This is a genomic window from Streptomyces sp. NPDC031132, assembly GCF_055570595.1.
In genome coordinates, this window is sequence record NZ_JBVIGX010000009.1 from 133957 (window position 1) to 149442 (window position 15486).

Annotated in this window: 16 protein-coding genes and 1 tRNA gene; 13 read left to right on the forward strand and 4 right to left on the reverse strand. The window is 71.8% G+C overall.

What is annotated here, in order from left to right; translation table 11 throughout:
• Positions 1-136: 136 nt before the first annotated feature.
• From ACZ49B_RS16095 to ACZ49B_RS16105, 3 genes are all read right to left on the reverse strand, one after another.
• Entirely contained in the window at positions 137-1111 is a 975-nt protein-coding gene (locus ACZ49B_RS16095) for a DUF5926 family protein (RefSeq protein ID WP_468305819.1), read from the reverse strand.
• 170 nt (positions 1112-1281) lie between these two features.
• Positions 1282-1884: an ATP-binding protein gene (locus ACZ49B_RS16100; protein WP_468305821.1), complete on the reverse strand. Its 603-nt coding sequence runs from the start codon at positions 1882-1884 to the stop codon at positions 1282-1284.
• A gap of 85 nt (positions 1885-1969) precedes the next feature.
• Positions 1970-2755, reverse strand: a complete 786-nt coding sequence (locus ACZ49B_RS16105) for a glycerophosphodiester phosphodiesterase (RefSeq protein WP_468306158.1) — start codon at positions 2753-2755, stop codon at positions 1970-1972.
• A gap of 237 nt (positions 2756-2992) precedes the next feature.
• Between ACZ49B_RS16105 and ACZ49B_RS16110 the strand changes: the two genes are divergently transcribed.
• The 6 genes from ACZ49B_RS16110 (at position 2993) to ACZ49B_RS16135 (ending at position 8558) form a co-directional block, all read left to right on the forward strand.
• The gene (locus ACZ49B_RS16110) at positions 2993-4543 is read left to right on the forward strand and encodes a S1C family serine protease (protein ID WP_468305824.1); all 1551 of its coding nucleotides are present in this window, start codon (positions 2993-2995) and stop codon (positions 4541-4543) included.
• Between the two features lie 120 nt (positions 4544-4663).
• Complete coding sequence (locus ACZ49B_RS16115; protein WP_468305827.1) at positions 4664-5569, forward strand: LysR family transcriptional regulator; 906 nt, start codon at positions 4664-4666, stop codon at positions 5567-5569.
• A gap of 99 nt (positions 5570-5668) precedes the next feature.
• Entirely contained in the window at positions 5669-6223 is a 555-nt protein-coding gene (locus ACZ49B_RS16120; RefSeq protein WP_468305829.1) for a cysteine dioxygenase family protein, read from the forward strand.
• Positions 6223-7281 carry a YeiH family protein gene (locus ACZ49B_RS16125; RefSeq protein ID WP_468305832.1) on the forward strand — a complete coding sequence of 353 codons (1059 nt, stop codon included), beginning with the start codon at positions 6223-6225 and terminating at the stop codon, positions 7279-7281. The genes ACZ49B_RS16120 and ACZ49B_RS16125 overlap by 1 nt, the downstream gene beginning before the upstream one ends.
• 181 nt (positions 7282-7462) lie before the next feature.
• Positions 7463-8434 carry a trypsin-like serine peptidase gene (locus ACZ49B_RS16130; RefSeq protein ID WP_468305834.1) on the forward strand — a complete coding sequence of 324 codons (972 nt, stop codon included), beginning with the start codon at positions 7463-7465 and terminating at the stop codon, positions 8432-8434.
• Positions 8435-8473: 39 nt separating this feature from the next.
• Positions 8474-8558, forward strand: a tRNA-Ser gene (locus ACZ49B_RS16135).
• A gap of 73 nt (positions 8559-8631) precedes the next feature.
• Here the strand turns inward: ACZ49B_RS16135 and ACZ49B_RS16140 are convergent.
• A complete protein-coding gene (locus tag ACZ49B_RS16140) occupies positions 8632-9138 on the reverse strand; it encodes a GNAT family N-acetyltransferase (protein WP_468305837.1) in 507 nt (168 codons plus the stop codon).
• Between the two features lie 143 nt (positions 9139-9281).
• On the opposite strand from ACZ49B_RS16140, the gene ACZ49B_RS16145 reads away from it, so the two are divergent.
• The 7 genes from ACZ49B_RS16145 to ACZ49B_RS16175 all read left to right on the forward strand — a co-directional run bounded on the left by ACZ49B_RS16145 (position 9282) and on the right by ACZ49B_RS16175 (position 15337).
• The gene (locus tag ACZ49B_RS16145; RefSeq protein ID WP_468305838.1) at positions 9282-9644 is read left to right on the forward strand and encodes a DUF6344 domain-containing protein; all 363 of its coding nucleotides are present in this window, start codon (positions 9282-9284) and stop codon (positions 9642-9644) included.
• Between the two features lie 500 nt (positions 9645-10144).
• On the forward strand, positions 10145-10456 hold the full coding sequence (locus ACZ49B_RS16150; RefSeq protein ID WP_468305839.1) for a hypothetical protein: 312 nt from the start codon (positions 10145-10147) through the stop codon (positions 10454-10456).
• A 193-nt stretch (positions 10457-10649) separates the two neighbouring features.
• On the forward strand, positions 10650-11801 hold the full coding sequence (locus ACZ49B_RS16155) for an acyl-CoA dehydrogenase family protein (protein WP_468305841.1): 1152 nt from the start codon (positions 10650-10652) through the stop codon (positions 11799-11801).
• The gene (locus ACZ49B_RS16160; RefSeq protein ID WP_468305842.1) at positions 11798-12745 is read left to right on the forward strand and encodes a bifunctional MaoC family dehydratase N-terminal/OB-fold nucleic acid binding domain-containing protein; all 948 of its coding nucleotides are present in this window, start codon (positions 11798-11800) and stop codon (positions 12743-12745) included. Before ACZ49B_RS16155 ends, ACZ49B_RS16160 begins: the two co-directional genes overlap by 4 nt.
• A complete protein-coding gene (locus ACZ49B_RS16165) occupies positions 12745-13794 on the forward strand; it encodes an acyl-CoA dehydrogenase family protein (protein WP_468305843.1) in 1050 nt (349 codons plus the stop codon). Before ACZ49B_RS16160 ends, ACZ49B_RS16165 begins: the two co-directional genes overlap by 1 nt.
• Complete coding sequence (locus ACZ49B_RS16170) at positions 13791-14174, forward strand: MaoC family dehydratase (protein ID WP_468305845.1); 384 nt, start codon at positions 13791-13793, stop codon at positions 14172-14174. The genes ACZ49B_RS16165 and ACZ49B_RS16170 overlap by 4 nt, the downstream gene beginning before the upstream one ends.
• Entirely contained in the window at positions 14171-15337 is a 1167-nt protein-coding gene (locus ACZ49B_RS16175; RefSeq protein ID WP_468305847.1) for a lipid-transfer protein, read from the forward strand. Before ACZ49B_RS16170 ends, ACZ49B_RS16175 begins: the two co-directional genes overlap by 4 nt.
• Positions 15338-15486: the final 149 nt, after the last annotated feature.

Genomic DNA, 15486 nt, shown 5'->3' on the forward strand with positions numbered 1-15486 from the left:
CACCAGCGACCGGGCTACAAGAACGGTAACAAGAGATCGCCTGTTCGCAAATTCGATCTCTGATATTCAGACACCGATTTGCAGGCGATTAGCGGGAGTTGTGACCCCAGTCACCGGTCCTGCAGGGGCTCGGCGGTCAGCTGAGGGTGACCTGGCGGTTGGTGAGCCCGCCGCGCGCCCGGCGCTCCTCGGCGGTCAGCGGGGCGTCCGCGGCCAGGGCCGTGGCCAGCCGCTCCGCGAACTCCGCCGCGGGCTTCTCCACGTCGTCGGCGGTCACTCCGGTGGGCAGGTCCCAGACGGGGACCATCAGGCCGTGCGCCCGGAAGGAACCGACCAGTCGGGTGCCTTCGCCGAGCGAGGAGGTGCCGGCGGCGTGCAGCCGCGCGAGGGCGTCGAGCAGCTTCTCCTCGGGGTGCGGCATGACCCAGCGCAGGTGGTTCTTGTCCGGGGTCTCGCACCAGTAGGCCGCGTCCACGCCGGCCAGCTTGACCGTCGGGATGGCGGCGGCGTTGGCGCGCTCGAGGGAGGCGGCGATCTCCGGGGAGGCGCTCTGGGCGCTCTCCGCATCCGGAATCCAGAATTCGAAGCCGCTGTGCACAACCGGCTCGAAAACGCCGTCCGTGTCCAGGAGATCCTGAAGTCGCGGACCCTCGGCGGGAACGCGGCGGGCCGGAACCGGGGTACCCGGTTCCGCGACGAGCGCGCGCTCCAGCGTGTCGGCCATGTCCCGGGACAGGTCCCCGGTGGTCGAGTCGTTCTGCAGGCCGAGCAGGACGGACCCGTCCTCGCGGCGCAGCGCCGGCCAGGCCATGGGCAGTACGGTCACCAGCGTGACGGAGGGGACGCCCTCGGGCAGGCCGCCCTTGAGCGTGAGCGGGATGGTCGCCGCGGGCACGAGCTCGCGCAGCGCGACCCAGTCGCACTCGCCGGGCAGGCCCTCGAAGGGGCGCGCCACGTGCTCGGTGACGGCGTGCGCGGCGGCTGCTCCGTGGCAGGCCTTGTAGCGGCGCCCGGATCCGCAGGGGCAGGGCTCGCGTGCGCCCACCACCGGGATCTCCCCGTTCTTGAGCTGCGGCTTTGCAGTCTTGGCTGCGGGGCGCTTCTTGGCCATCGTGGGTGTCTCCCGGTTGCGGCGGTACGGCGTTGTGTCTGGGCGCGAGCCTAGCCGTTCGTACCGCTGCAACCCGGAAGTTGCGGCCGGGAGCACGGTCGGCGTGCGCTCCCGGCGGCCGCTCGTTCGGATGGCCGGTGTTGCCGTCGCGGATCCGGTCGGGGATCCGGTCACGGATGGAGATCGTCGAAGGCCGTGCGGAAGTCGATCGCCGGGGGCGCAACGCGCGTAGCGAAATCGTCGTGCCGGGGCCCACATGCAACGGTCACCCATACGGTGACCTCGCCTGCCGCTCCGTCCCGGACACCCCAGTCCTGGGCGAGGGCGCTGATGATGTTCAGCCCCCGGCCGCCGCGCGCGGTGACCGAAGGCGTGGCCGGAACCGGGCGCGTGGGACCGCCCCCGTCCGTGACCTCGACCGTCAGCCGCCCCGCCTTGTCGATGCGCCACGCGGCGCGTATCTCCCCGTCCCCGATCTCCCCGGCGCCCAGCGGTCTGCCGTGTCGGCAGGCGTTGCTGAGCAGTTCGGAAAGGATCAGTACGGCGTCGTCCACGACCGATTCGGACACCCCGCTCATACGCAATTGCTCACGCATGCGGCGTCTCGCCTCGCCCACGCCCGCAGGACCATGGCATACGTCCATGCACGACGACGTGGGCACTTCCTGTGCCACCACCAACGCCACCCCCGGAACCTCCTTAGCCCCACGCCATGGTCTGGATGCCCCAATGGCCTGGACCGGAAACCGGTCAAGCGGAGCCCTCTGACGCATTCATGACCAGCGATTGCGGAGCGGATGCGCCGGAGCACACCCTGTCACGCGAGGGGTGGGCGGGACGGGTGGGCAAAAGGGGACGTCAGCGCCCGAGCTGTGACAGAACCTGTCGCGGCCTGTTCGTAATGATCGCTTCTACGCCCAGATCAGCGCAGAGCTGAACGTCTTCCGGGTCGTTTACGGTCCATACGTGTACGGAGTGACCCGCGCTCTGGAGCTTGCGGATGAACCCGGGATGGTTGCGCACGATGCGCATCCCCGGACCGGCGATCCGTACCCCGGCCGGCAGCCGCCCGTCGCGCATCCGGGGCGAGATGAACTGCATCAGGTACACGGCCGGGATCGTCGGCGCGCCCGCCCGCACCCGGTGCAGGGAGCGCGCGGAGAAGCTCATGACGCGGACGGGGTGCGGGCCCTCGGCGGGCGGTGCGTCCAGCCCGAACCGCTTGAGGAGGAAGAGGAGGCGCTCCTCCACCTGTCCGGCCCAGCGGGTCGGGTGCTTCGTCTCGATGGCGAGCTGCACGGGCCGGCCGGCGTCGGAAACCAGCTCCAGCAGCCGCTCCAGGGTGAGCACGGAGGTGCGCTCGGGGTCGGCGTCCCAGTCGGGGGACTCCTCGCGGTCCTTCCAGGAGCCGAAGTCGAGGGCGGCGAGGTCGGCCAGCTCGAGGGCGGAGACGGCGCCGCGGCCGTTGGAGGTGCGGTTGACCCGGCGGTCGTGGACCAGGACCAGATGGCCGTCGGCGGTGAGCCGGACGTCGCACTCGAGGGCGTCGGCGCCGTCCTCGATGGCCTTGCGGTAGGCGGCCAGGGTGTGCTCGGGGGCATCTTCCGAGGCGCCGCGGTGGGCGACGACCTGGATGGGCGGCATTGCGTGGGTCACCGGGTCATGGTGCCACCGAGAAGGTGTGCGGTGTCAGGCTTCCGTCCTCCGGATGCGACCGAATTGTCGGAGATAAAGGATGGGGGAGATACACAGGTCCGGCTTACAGTGCTCTGACGGGTCATGGGGAAGGCTTTTCCCAGGAACTTGTGCGGCACGTCGAACGTTCAGTCGGGCCGAACCGCCAGTTTGTCTGAAGCCGTGTGTGACGAGGAGAAGAGCGCTGTGAGCACCGAGAACGAGGGCACCGCGGCCCCGACGCCCCCCGCGGCCCCGTCGGCACCCCCGGTGGCCGCTCCCGCCCCCGAGACGTCTGCGCCCGCCCCGGCTGCGGAGGCCCCCGCGGGCGCCCCTGCACCTGCCCCGGCGGCCGGGCAGGCCGCTGCCACGCATGCCCCGGCGCCGGCCGTGCCCGCCGCGGAGCCGGTCACCCAGCAGCTCCCGCCGACGCCCGCGCCGGGTGCGGAGCCGACGCAGCAGCTCCCGCACACCCCCGCCCCGGCCTATGCCCAGGCCCCCGGGGCGCAGGCTCCGGCCGCGCACGGCGCCGGAGGCTGGCCGCCCCCGCCGCCCACCGTTCCGGCGTACGGCTCCGGCGGCCACGGCGGCGGCGCCTGGGGCGCTCCCCCGGCAGCCGGCGGCATGCCGCCCGCAAAGCCGAAGGGCAAGGGCGGCCTGGTCGCCGCCGTGCTCGTGGCCGCCCTCCTCGCGGGCGGCGTCGGTGGCGGCATCGGCTACTGGGCCGCCGAGCGCAACGACAACGGCTTCGGCTCGACCACGATCACCGCGGGCAACACCCCCAAGGACCTCAAGCGGGAGGCCGGTTCCATCGCGGGCCTGGCCGCGGGCGCCCTGCCCAGCGTGGTCACCATCGAGGCGTCGGCCGGCGACGGCGAGGGCGGCACGGGCACCGGCTTCGTCTACGACCAGCAGGGCCACATCCTCACCAACAACCACGTGGTGGCCTCCGCCGCGAACGGCGGCAAGCTCTCCGCGATCTTCTCCGACGGCAAGAAGTACGAGGCCGAGGTCGTCGGCCGGGCCCAGGGCTACGACGTGGCCGTGCTCAAGCTGAAGAACCCTCCCGCCGGGCTCAAGCCGCTGCCGCTCGGCGACTCCGACAAGGTCGCCGTCGGCGACTCGACCATCGCGATCGGTGCCCCCTTCGGCCTGTCCAACACGGTCACCACCGGCATCGTCAGCGCCAAGAACCGACCGGTGGCCTCCGGCGACGGCTCCGGCAGCAAGAGCTCGTACATGAGCGCACTCCAGACGGACGCCTCGATCAACCCCGGCAACTCCGGCGGCCCGCTGCTCGACGGTCGCGGCGCGGTCATCGGCATCAACTCCGCCATCCAGTCGGCCGGCAACGGCGGCTTCGGCGGCGGCCAGGCCGGTTCGATCGGCCTCGGCTTCGCCATCCCGATCAACCAGGCGAAGAACGTCGCCGAATCGCTGATCAAGACGGGCAAGCCGGTCTACCCGATCATCTCGGTCTCCGTGGACCTCCAGGCCAAGGCCGACGGCGCCAAGATCTCCGAGCAGGGTGCGCCCGCCAACGAGCTGGTCGACCCCAACGGTCCCGCCGGCAAGGCGGGTCTCAAGCCCGGCGACATCATCACCCAGTTCGGCGACAAGCCGATCGACAGCGGCCCGACCCTCATCAGTGAGATCTGGACGCACAAGCCCGGCGACGTCGTGAAGCTGACCTACCTGCGCGACGGCAAGCCGAACACCGTCGACATCACGCTCGGCTCGCGGGTCGGCGACAAGTAACCACGGCTCACCGGCCGGTAACCGTGCGCGGGGACCGGCCGGGGCCGCTGGCCTGATGGCGAGGGGCCGTGGGCGCGAATACGCCTACGGCCCCTCCCAATGTCCGCTTATGCTTCCCACGTGTTCGATTCGCGGCACATACGTACTTTCCACGAAGTGGTCACCAACGGGTCCTACTCGGCGGCCGCTCGCGTCCTCGGGTACACCCAGCCTGCTGTCACCCAGCAGATGAAGGCCCTCGAACGCGCCGCCGGCACCCCGCTGTTCACCCGGGTCGGCCGCAAGATGCAGCTCACCGAGGCCGGGGAGTCCATGGCCCGGCACGCCGAGTCCATCCTGGGCAGTCTCTCCGCCGCGGAGGCCCAGCTCAAGGCGTACGCGCGCCTGCGCACCGGGCGGGTACGGCTGTGCGGCTTCCCCAGCGCCAACGTCACCCTGGTCCCGGAGGCCCTGAGCAGCCTGGCCAAGGAGCATCCGGGCATCCAGGTCGAGCTGCTGGAGGGGGAGCCCCCCGAGTCGCTGCGCCGGCTGGAGCGCGGGGAGTGCGACATCACCCTCGCCTTCACCTATCCCGGGCTCCACGAGGAGATCCCGGAGGAGGTCGCCGAGGTCAGACTCATGGAGGACCAGCTGACGGTGCTGCTCCCGACCGGGCACCCGCTGGCCCGGCGGCGGGCCGTGCACCTGGCGGACCTCGCGGAGGAGCAGTGGATCGCCGGCTGTCCGCGCTGCCGGGCGAACCTGCTGCACGAGTGCGCCGAGCTGGGGTTCGTGCCCGACATCCGGTTCGCCACGGACGACAACCTGGTGGTGCAGAGCATGGTCGGGCAGGGTCTCGGCGTGGCGATGATGCCCGCGCTGGTGCTGCCCTCCCTCTCCCTGAGCAAGGTGTGCGGGCGGCCGCTGCAGCCGGCCGCCCGCCGGCACATCGCCGCGCACGTCTACCGCGACCATCTGCGGATCCCGGCGACGTCCGTGGTCCTCAACGCGCTGAAGCAGGCGGCCTCCAACCGCGTCGGCTGCTGACCACCCGACGGCTCCTGTCTCGAACCCATAAGCACTGCTTGGGATTTCAGGTGAGAACTGTCGTTGGACGTGATGGGACGGCTGCTCGACGCTCCCTGTATGACCACCACAACGCCGGCCCGTACGACCGCGAGGATGGCCGCCCTCGTCAGTGAGATCCGTACGGTCGTGGACCGGGGGCTGGCCCCGGACCTGACCGCCTACCTCGTCGGCGAGCGCGTCGCCCCGCATCTGGGCACGGCAGACCTGCTCACCCCCGAGCAGCGCGAGGGGCACCCCGACCGGTACCGGCAGCACGTTCTGCACGCGGAGCCCGACGGCAGCTTCTCGGTGGTCGCCCTGGTGTGGCTGCCCGGCCAGGAGACCGCCATCCACGACCACGTCTCCTGGTGCGTCGCCGGGGTGCACGAGGGCGAGGAGAGTGAGCTCCGCTACCGGCTGGCCCCCGCCGCGGGGGAGTCCTGCGCCCGGCTGGTGGCGACCGAGCAGGTGGTCAACGGCCCCGGCGACGTCTGCGGATTCGCCCCGCCCGGCGATATCCACAAGGTCCGCAACTCCTGTGGCACCACGGCGATATCCCTTCACGTCTACGGAGCCGACGTCATCCGCCTGGGCAGCAGCGTCCGTCGCGTCTATTCGCTCCCCACCGACTGATGGCCCTGCTGAACCGCCCGGTACGCGGAGCGGAGACGGAGCGCGCCGGGCGTGTTTCACGTGAAACATCCTCCTCCTGGCCCGGGTTGGGGCTGGCGGCCGTGGGCGTGCTGGTGTCGTGGTGTGTGCACCGGTTGGTGCCCGACGTACCCATGCTGACCGCGTCGGTGGTGCTCGGCATCGCCGTGGCCCATCTCCCGGGCATACGCGAGGTCGTACGCGGAGCTGCCCGCCCAGGGCTGTCGCTGGCCGGACGGCGGCTGATGCGGATCGGCATCGTCCTGCTGGGCCTCGGCCTGGGGCTGGACCAAGTGCTCCGGCTGGGCTGGGCCACGGTGGCGATGGTGGCCGCTGTGGTCGCCGCCACCTTCTTCGGCACGCTCTGGCTGGGCCGCAAGCTCGGGCTCCCCGGCGACCAGCCGCTGCTGATCGCCACCGGGTACTCGATCTGCGGGGCCTCGGCGATCGGCGCGGTGAGCCAGGTGTCCGGCAGCGACGAGGAGGACGTCGCCGCCTCGGTGGCGCTGGTGACCCTGTGCGGGACGCTGGCCATCGCGGTCCTCCCCCTGCTCCAGAGCCCGTTGGGGCTCTCGGACCCGGCCTTCGGGCGCTGGGTCGGCGCGAGCGTCCACGACGTGGGCCAGGTGGTCGCCACCGCCCAGACGGCGGGCCCGGGTGCGCTCGGCGAGGCCGTTCTGGTCAAGCTGATGCGGGTGGCCCTGCTGGCCCCGCTGGTGGCCGCGGTGGCCTTCTCCGTACGGGCGCGCCGACAGGGTGTGCGCACGCCCTCGGGCCGCCGCCCGGCGCCGGTCCCGCTGTTCGTGGCCGGGTTCCTGGCCGCGGCCGCGCTGCGCGCCACCGGGGTGCTGCCCGACGCGGCACTGGAGTGGGCGCACACCGCGCAGGAACTGCTTCTGGCAGCGGCCCTGTTCGGGCTGGGCAGTGCGGTGGACCTGCCCCGGCTGGCCAAGACAGGTGTACGGGCCGCCGTACTGGGGCTCGGCGCCTGGATCGTGGTGGCCGGTGTCTCGTACGCGGGAGTGCTGCTGACGGCATGACCCGCGGGGCATTTTCCATCGACGGGAGTTGGCCAATTCCTGGCCGGAACCGACCGAACGTTCCGACCGTCTCCTGACTTCTCGTGCCGCGCGTGCGACCCTGCGGCCGATCCGCACCGACAGCTCTTCACCCCCACCCTGCCCGCTCCGACGGGACCGGGCACGGCAGAAGGAGTCCTGCGTGAATCGTCATCGCACGGCAGCATCGGTCCTCATGGCGGCGGGCGCCCTGATTGCGGGCGCGCTGACGGCGGCCACTCCCTCGGCCGCAGCCGACGCCCCGGCCTCGTTCAAGCAGCAGCACAGCCAGGGTTTCTGGACCGCCGAGCGGATGCGCAGCGCCACCCCGCTGGACGTGACGGCAGCGCCCGGGGGAGGGCGGGCGCCGGTCGCGGCCTCGGACCGGCCCACGGCGGTCGCCCCGACGGCGGCATCCTCCGCGGCTGCCTCCCTGTCCGCCTCCCCGACGGCGTTCCCGCAGGCAGGCGGCGCGTGGACGGGCGGCGGCGCGGTGGTGAAGACCTCGGGCCGGGTCTTCTTCACCTTCGGAGACCGGACCGCGTCCTGCTCGGGTGACTCCATCAGCAGCGCCAACGGCAGCACGGTCATCACCGCCGGCCACTGCGTGAAGTACCAGGGCGCCTGGCACACCAACTGGATCTTCGTCCCGGCGTACGACAACGGGAACGCGCCCTACGGCCAGTGGTCGGCCACGAAGACCTTCGCCACCGACCAGTGGGCCGCCAGCGAGGACATGAACATGGACGTCGGCCTCGCCGTCGTCGCCCCGCTGAACGGCCAGAAGCTGAGCCAGGTCGTCGGCGCCCAGGGGATCCTGTTCAACGGCGGCTACAACAAGAAGATGTACTCCTTCGGCTTCCCGGCGGCCGCGCCCTACGACGGCACCAAGCTGGTCTACTGCAGCGGGAACACCGGCAAGGACTTCCTGCTGACCAAGGACCACAGCCTGGGCTGCAACATGACCGGCGGCTCCAGCGGCGGACCCTGGTTCCAGGACTTCAACGAGTCCACCGGCCTGGGCACCCAGGTGTCGGTGAACAGCTTCGGCTACACCTTCCTGCCGAACCGGATGTTCGGCCCCTACTTCGGCAACGAAGCGAAGGCGGCCTACGACAAGGCCCAGAATTCCTGACCCGGCCGCCCCCCACCTGCCGGTACTCTGTACCGGCCAGGTGGGTTGCCCGAGCGGCCTAAGGGAACGGTCTTGAAAACCGTCGTGGCGCGAGTCACCGTGGGTTCAAATCCCACACCCACCGCACCAGGTCCGCGTAGCCGCGGGCCGGAAGGGGCGCCCCACATCAGGGGCGCCCCTTCGTCATGGAGCCCGTCTCACCCCGCCAGCACGGCCCGCCAGTCGTTGCTCGTGTGCCACTGACCGGGCGGGTACTCGAACCGGGTCTCTCCGAGCAGTACGAAGCCCGCCGCGCGACAGACGGCGTTGGATGCCCGGTGTTCGACGGACGGGAAGGCATGGAGGTGTCGGCGCGTGCCGTGCGCGGCCGCGTGGGCGATGACAGCGCGGGCCGCTTGCGCGGCGAGGCCGCGGCCCTGGAACTCGGGGAGGATGCCCCAACCGCTCTCGTAGACCTCCTCGTCCTTCCATGTGCGCTCCCAGAAGGCGATCGTGCCCACGCTCTGGCCCTCGGCGACGACCCGGAACACCCGCCCGGCCGCCGGCTCGCGCGCGCTCAGCGCCAGATACCGCTGATGGCGGTCCTCGAGCTTGGCTTCGGTCTCCGGGCCGCCGAGATGTTCGGTCATGACGGGCTCGTTCTTGCGCAGCAGAAGCCAGAAGTCGTCTTCCGTCCAGGGCAGGAGCTGTAGGGAGGTGTCCATGCCGTCACGGTAGGCGCTAGGCCTTTTGAGTGGTGTTTGTCGGAAGATCGGCGCGCGTGGTGGGGACACTGCGGTTGCGAACACATCATGACGAATGTATGCAGATCCGCCCGTCGGAACATCGCGAAACGAAGGACCCCGTCATGGCCCACCGCATCACCGTCACGTCGATCTGGACCGCAGTCGTCGCTGCTCTCGTGGCGCTCCTCGCCTCCCTCGGGTTCGGCGCCGAGGTGGCCCCGGCCGCCGCCTCCGGTGCGACCGCGACCCCCGCCCCCGCTCCTTCCCGCCGTGCGGCCGCCGCCGTACGCCGGCCGGGCCGGCCGATGGGGCGACGGAGCTGGCGGGCGATGATGCGGGGCGGCTCGCTCCCGCCGACCATCAAGCAGCGGATCCGCGCCGAGGCGCACGGCAAGGCCCCGTCCGTCCGCCGCTCGACCACCGCCGAGTCGCTCGCCGGGGGGACCTCCGGAGCCGGTCGCGATGAACTCGGGCTGGCCGCGTAGCGCCCGTACGGAAGCACAGCAACGGCAGCAACACCAACACCAGCAGGCGCTCGAGCCCGGTCGGCAGGTCGCGACCGCGGATCGCGCCGGAGATGTGCCCCCGGAGCGGGGCACGGTGGGACGGCCCCGGCGGGCGCCGGGGGCGCGCAGGGGGCGCGAAGCTTGGCATTGCAGGGCCGCAGGCCCGGGAGACGGTGGGGTTCCCGGACGACGCGGCCCTTTTCGGCATGTCCGGCGCACATGAGTTTGAGGGAACGTTTCAGCTCATGAATGGCAGCGGTTTCAACCTCCTCCGAGGCGCTGACCTGCGGCGTCGGTAGCCGAATGGGGTTTATCCGATGTTGCTCATACTTGCGGGGGAATCGTGGACTCCGGGGTGGTTCGCCGGGGATTCGGTGGGCAACTCTGGTCTCGCGACGTCGTCAGCACGCGGAACGACCGAGGCGGCCGGCCAACTGCCTTGGAGTGACCCCCACTTCGGTTTTCTGGAGGATTCAGACATGGCAAGCATCCGCACCGCCCGCGTCTTCGCCGCTGTCGCCGCTCTCCCCCTCACCGTCGCCCTCTTCGGCGGTGTGGCCTCGGCCGACAACGGCTCCTTCGCGAACGACGGATCGAATGCGAGCGTCGCCAGCATCATCGGCAGCGGTGTCGGCGGTGACAACCACGGCAACTCGTCCACCTCCCAGCAGGTCGCCACCGGCTCCGGTGCTTCCAACCAGAACAACAATGCGCAGGTCAACGGATCGGCCTTCACGGCGATCCACCAGGCCAACTCCAACGTCGCGGTCAACTTCCACCCCTGGTGGTAGACCTGCCCGGGTCCTCTGACTGCTGAGGGCGCCTGTGTCACCGGACCGGCTGGGGTCCGGTGGGGCGGGCGCCCCCGCGCGTCCGGGTGCCGGCCGGCCCGGCTCCTTCCGGGCTCTCCCGACCTTGACATCGGCAGGGAATCTGACGGACAGTCAGGTTCACTCGATGATGTGATGCCGGGAGGCCTGCGCCGTGCACCTCGCCCCGACCGAAGGCCAGTTGCGGCTCCGCGCCGAACTGCGGGAGTACTTCCACGATCTGCTGCCCGACGGGCCCCCCGAGGACCCTGCCGCCCAGCGTGCACTGCTGCGCCGCATCGGCGCCGACGGACTGCTCGGCCTCGGCTGGCCCGTCGAGTACGGCGGCCAAGGGCGCGGACCCGAGGAGCAGTTCGTGTTCTTCGACGAGGCCTACCGGGCCGGCGCCCCCGTCTCGATGGTCACCCTCAACACCGTCGGGCCGACCCTGATGAAGTACGGGACCCCGGAGCAGAAGGACTACTTCCTGCCCCGGATCCTGGGCGGTGAGACCGTCTTCGCCATCGGCTACTCGGAGCCCGAGGCCGGCACGGACCTCGCCTCACTGCGTACCCGCGCCGTACGCGACGGAGCCGACTGGGTCGTCGACGGTCAGAAGATCTTCACCTCCAACGCCCAGAACGCGGACTGGATCTGGCTGGCCTGCCGCACCGATCCCGACGCCCCCAAGCACAAGGGCATCTCGATCATCCTGGTGCCCACCGACGCCCCGGGCTTCGCGTGGACCCCGATCGACACGGTCGGCGGCCTCACGACCACGTCCACCTATTACGACGCCCTCCGCGTGCCCGCCGGCAACCTCGTCGGCCCCGAGCACGGCGGCTGGGGACTGATCACCAACCAGCTGAACCACGAGCGCGTGGCCCTCGCCGCCATCGGCATGCAGGCCGAGGACTTCTACGCGGGCGCGCTCCGCCACGCCCGTACCCCCGATCCGGTCACCGGTGAACGCCCCGCCGACCGGCCCTGGGTGCAGTCCCGGCTCGCCGAGGCACATGCCCGGCTGGCCGCCGTACGCCTCCTCAACTGGCGCCTCGTCCAGGACGTGGGCAGCGGGGCCCTGGCCCCCGGCGACGCCAGCGGCGTGAAGTTCCTCGGCACCGAGTCCACCGTCGAGGTGTACCGGATGTGCCAGGAGGTGGTGGGCGAGGAGGCGCTCGTACGGGGGCCTGCCGCCTTCGCCGGCGGCGAGCTGGAGCGGATGAACCGGGCCGCCCAGATCAACACCTTCGGCGGCGGCGTCAGCGAGGTCCAGCGGGAGATCGTCGCCATGATGCGGCTCGGCATGAAGGGGAGGAAGCGATGACCGCCACGGCGGACCAGGCAGCGGATGCGGGGGCGGGCGCCGAGGAGGCCGCCCGGTTCCACACGCTGCTCAAGGCCTTCGAGGGACAGCCCGCAGCCACCGCTCGCCAGGGCAAGGACCCGGTCAACCTGCCCATGATCCGGCACTGGTGCGAGGCGATGGGCGACACCGACCCCGCCTACACCGGCCCCGACGCCATCGCCCCGCCCACCATGCTCCAGGCCTGGACGATGGGCGGGCTCTCCGGCCACGGCGACCGCTCGTCCGCCTACGACGAGCTCCTCGGGCTGCTCGACGACGCGGGCTGCACCTCCGTGGTGGCCACCGACTGCGAGCAGGAGTACCTGCGTCCGCTGCGCCCCGGCGACACGATCAGCTACGACGCCGTCATCGAGTCGGTGTCCCCGCGCAAGACGACCAAGCTGGGCACCGGCCACTTCGTGACCACCCGCATGGACGTCCGGGCGGACGGCGAACTCGCCGGGACCCACCGCTTCCGGATCCTCAAGTACGCACCCGCCGCCCCGCGCGGGAAGAAGCCCGCGGCCCGGCGCCCCCGCCCGGTCGTGAACCGCGACAACCAAGGGTTCTGGGACGGGGTCGCGGACCACAAGCTGCTGATCCAGCGCTGCACCTCCTGCGCGACCCTCCGCTTCCCGTGGCTGCCCGGCTGCAACGCGTGCGCGAGCCTGGACTGGGACACCGTCGAGGCTTCCGGCGCCGGCACGGTGTTCAGCTACGTCGTCATGCACCACCCGCCCTTCCCCGCGTTCGACCCTCCGTACGCGGTAGCCCTCGTCGAACTCGCCGAGGGCGTCCGGATGGTCAGCAACATCACCGGCGTCCCGTACGACAAGGTGCGCATCGGGCTGCCCGTGGAGCTGGAGTTCCTGCAGGTCGACGAGGACCTGGAACTGCCGGTCTTCCGAGGGAGCGAGGGCTGATGGACTTCCACCCCACCGAAGAACAGGCAGCGGCGGCCGGACTCGCCGCCCGGATCTTCCGCGACCTCGCCACCCACGAACGCCTCGCCGCCGCCGGCACCGCCGGCGACGCCGAACTGTGGAAGGCCCTCACCGCCGCCGGGCTGACCGCCGCCGTGGAGGACGTCGGCCTGCTCGGCCTGGTGCTGCTGCTGGAGGAGCAGGGACGCACCACCGCGCAGGTCCCGTACGCCGCCACCTGCGTGTACGGGATCCTGCCCGTCGCCGCGCACGGCAGCGCCGAACAGCGCGCCCGGCTGCTGCCGGCCCTGGGCTCGGGCGAGGCGGTGGCCACCGGAGCCTTCCCGGCCCGCGGACGCGTCAACGCCTCGCGGGACGGGCGGCTGACCGGGACCGCACCCGTCGTGCCCTGGCTGCGCGACGCCACGCACGTGCTGGTCCCGGACGCCGACCGGGCGCTGTGGCTCGTACGGACGGACGCGCCCGGCGTGGGGACGGCCGACGTGGAGACCACCGCCCCCTGGTCGGCGGGACGGCTCACCCTGGCCGGGGCCGAGGCGGAACGGCTGGGGGACGGCGGGGCCTACGAGGAGGTCCTGGCCACGGCCCGCACCGCCTTCGCCGGGCTCCAGGCGGGCGTGTGCGCGGGTTCCCTGGCCCGCGCGGTCGAGTACACCTCCACCCGCGAGCAGTTCGGCCGGCCGCTCTCCACGAACCAGGGGGTCATGCTGCGCGCGGCCGACGCGTACATGGACACGGAGGCGATCCGGGTCACCGCGTACGAGGCCGCCTGGCGGATCGACGAGGGGCTTCCTGCGCGCGAGCACGCCCTGACCGCGGCCTGGTGGGCCTCGGAAGCGGGCAAGCGGGTCGTGCACGCGGGCCAGCACCTGCACGGCGGGATGGGCGCCGACCTGGACCATCCCGTCCACCGGCACTTCCTGTGGGGGCGCCAGCTGGACGCGTACCTGGGCTGCGGCAGCGAGCTGCTGGCCGAACTGGGCGCGCTCCTGTCCGACCACGCCACACCCGAGGGGGACCGCGCATGAACGTCGGCGACACACTGGCGCCGCTGGAGATCCCGGTGACCCGCACGCTGATCGTCGCGGGCGCGATCGCCTCCCGCGACTACCAGGACGTGCACCACGACGCCTTGCTCGCGCGCGAGAAGGGCTCCCCGGACATCTTCATGAACATCCTGACCACCAACGGCCTGGTAGGCCGGTACATCACCGACCGCCTCGGACCGGGAGCCGTCCTGCGCAAGGTGGCCATCCGCCTCGGCGCCCCCAACTTCCCCGGCGACACCATGGTCCTGACCGGCACCGTGGCCGCCGTCGACGGGAACACCGTGGAGATCCGGGTCGTCGGCGCCAACGGCATCGGCCACCACGTCACCGGCACGGTCACCGCGGAGGTGGCGGCATGAGCGTCCGGCACCGCGACACTCTCGGCGGGCGCGCCGCCATCGCCGGCATCGGCGCGACCGAGTTCTCCAAGGACTCCGGCCGCAGCGAGCTGCGGCTCGCCGTGGAGGCCGTGCACGCCGCTCTCGACGACGCCGGGCTGACCCCCGCCGACGTCGACGGCATGGTCACGTTCACCATGGACACCAGCCCCGAGATCACCGTGGCCCAGGCCGCCGGCATCGGGGACCTCTCCTTCTTCTCCCGCATCCACTACGGCGGCGGCGCGGCTTGCGCCACCGTCCAGCAGGCCGCCCTCGCCGTCGCCACCGGGGTCGCGGAGGTCGTGGTCTGCTACCGCGCCTTCAACGAGCGCTCCGGCCGGCGCTTCGGCTCTGGCGTGCAGCAGCGCGAGCCCTCGGCGGAGGGGGCGGCGCTCGGCTGGTCGCTGCCCTGGGGGCTGCTCACCCCGGCCTCCTGGGTGGCCATGACCGCCCAGCGCTATCTGCACGCCTACAACCTGACCCCCGAGGCCTTCGGCCATGTCGCGGTCACCGACCGGCGGCACGCCGCGAACAACCCGGCCGCGTACTTCCACGGCAAGCCCATCACCCTCGCCGACCACGCGGCCTCGCGCTGGATCGTCGAACCGCTGCGGCTGCTGGACTGCTGCCAGGAGACCGACGGCGGCCAGGCGCTGATCGTCACCAGCACCGAGCGGGCCCGGGATCTGCGCCATGCCCCCGCCGTGATCACCGCGGCCGCGCAGGGCGCCGGCCGCCGCCAGGAAGGCATGACCTCCTTCTACCGCGACGACCTCACCGGGCTGCCGGAGATGGACGTGGTCGCCCGCCAGCTGTGGCGGACCAGCGGACTGCGGCCCTCGGACATCGACGTCGGCATCCTCTACGACCACTTCACCCCCTTCGTCCTGATGCAGCTGGAGGAGTTCGGCTTCTGCAAGCCCGGCGAGGCCGCCGACTTCGTGGCCGCGGACGCCCTGCCGCTCAATACCCACGGCGGACAGCTCGGGGAGGCGTACCTGCACGGCATGAACGGCATCGCCGAGGCCGTCCGCCAGCTGCGCGGCACCTCCGTCAACCAGGTGGCCGGAGCCGCCCGTGCCCTGGTCACGGCCGGTACCGGGGTCCCGACGTCCGGACTGATCCTCGGCGCCGACGGCTGAGGCCGGACACACGGGGCGGTCTTCGGGCCCGCCCCCGGGCGCCCGCGGCTCACCCCGCCTCCTCCACCTTCAGGAGGTGGGGTGAGCCCCACCCCTACAACCTGAGATGGATCCGGCTTCGGCACTTGCGGCCGATCCCAGGCCGGGGC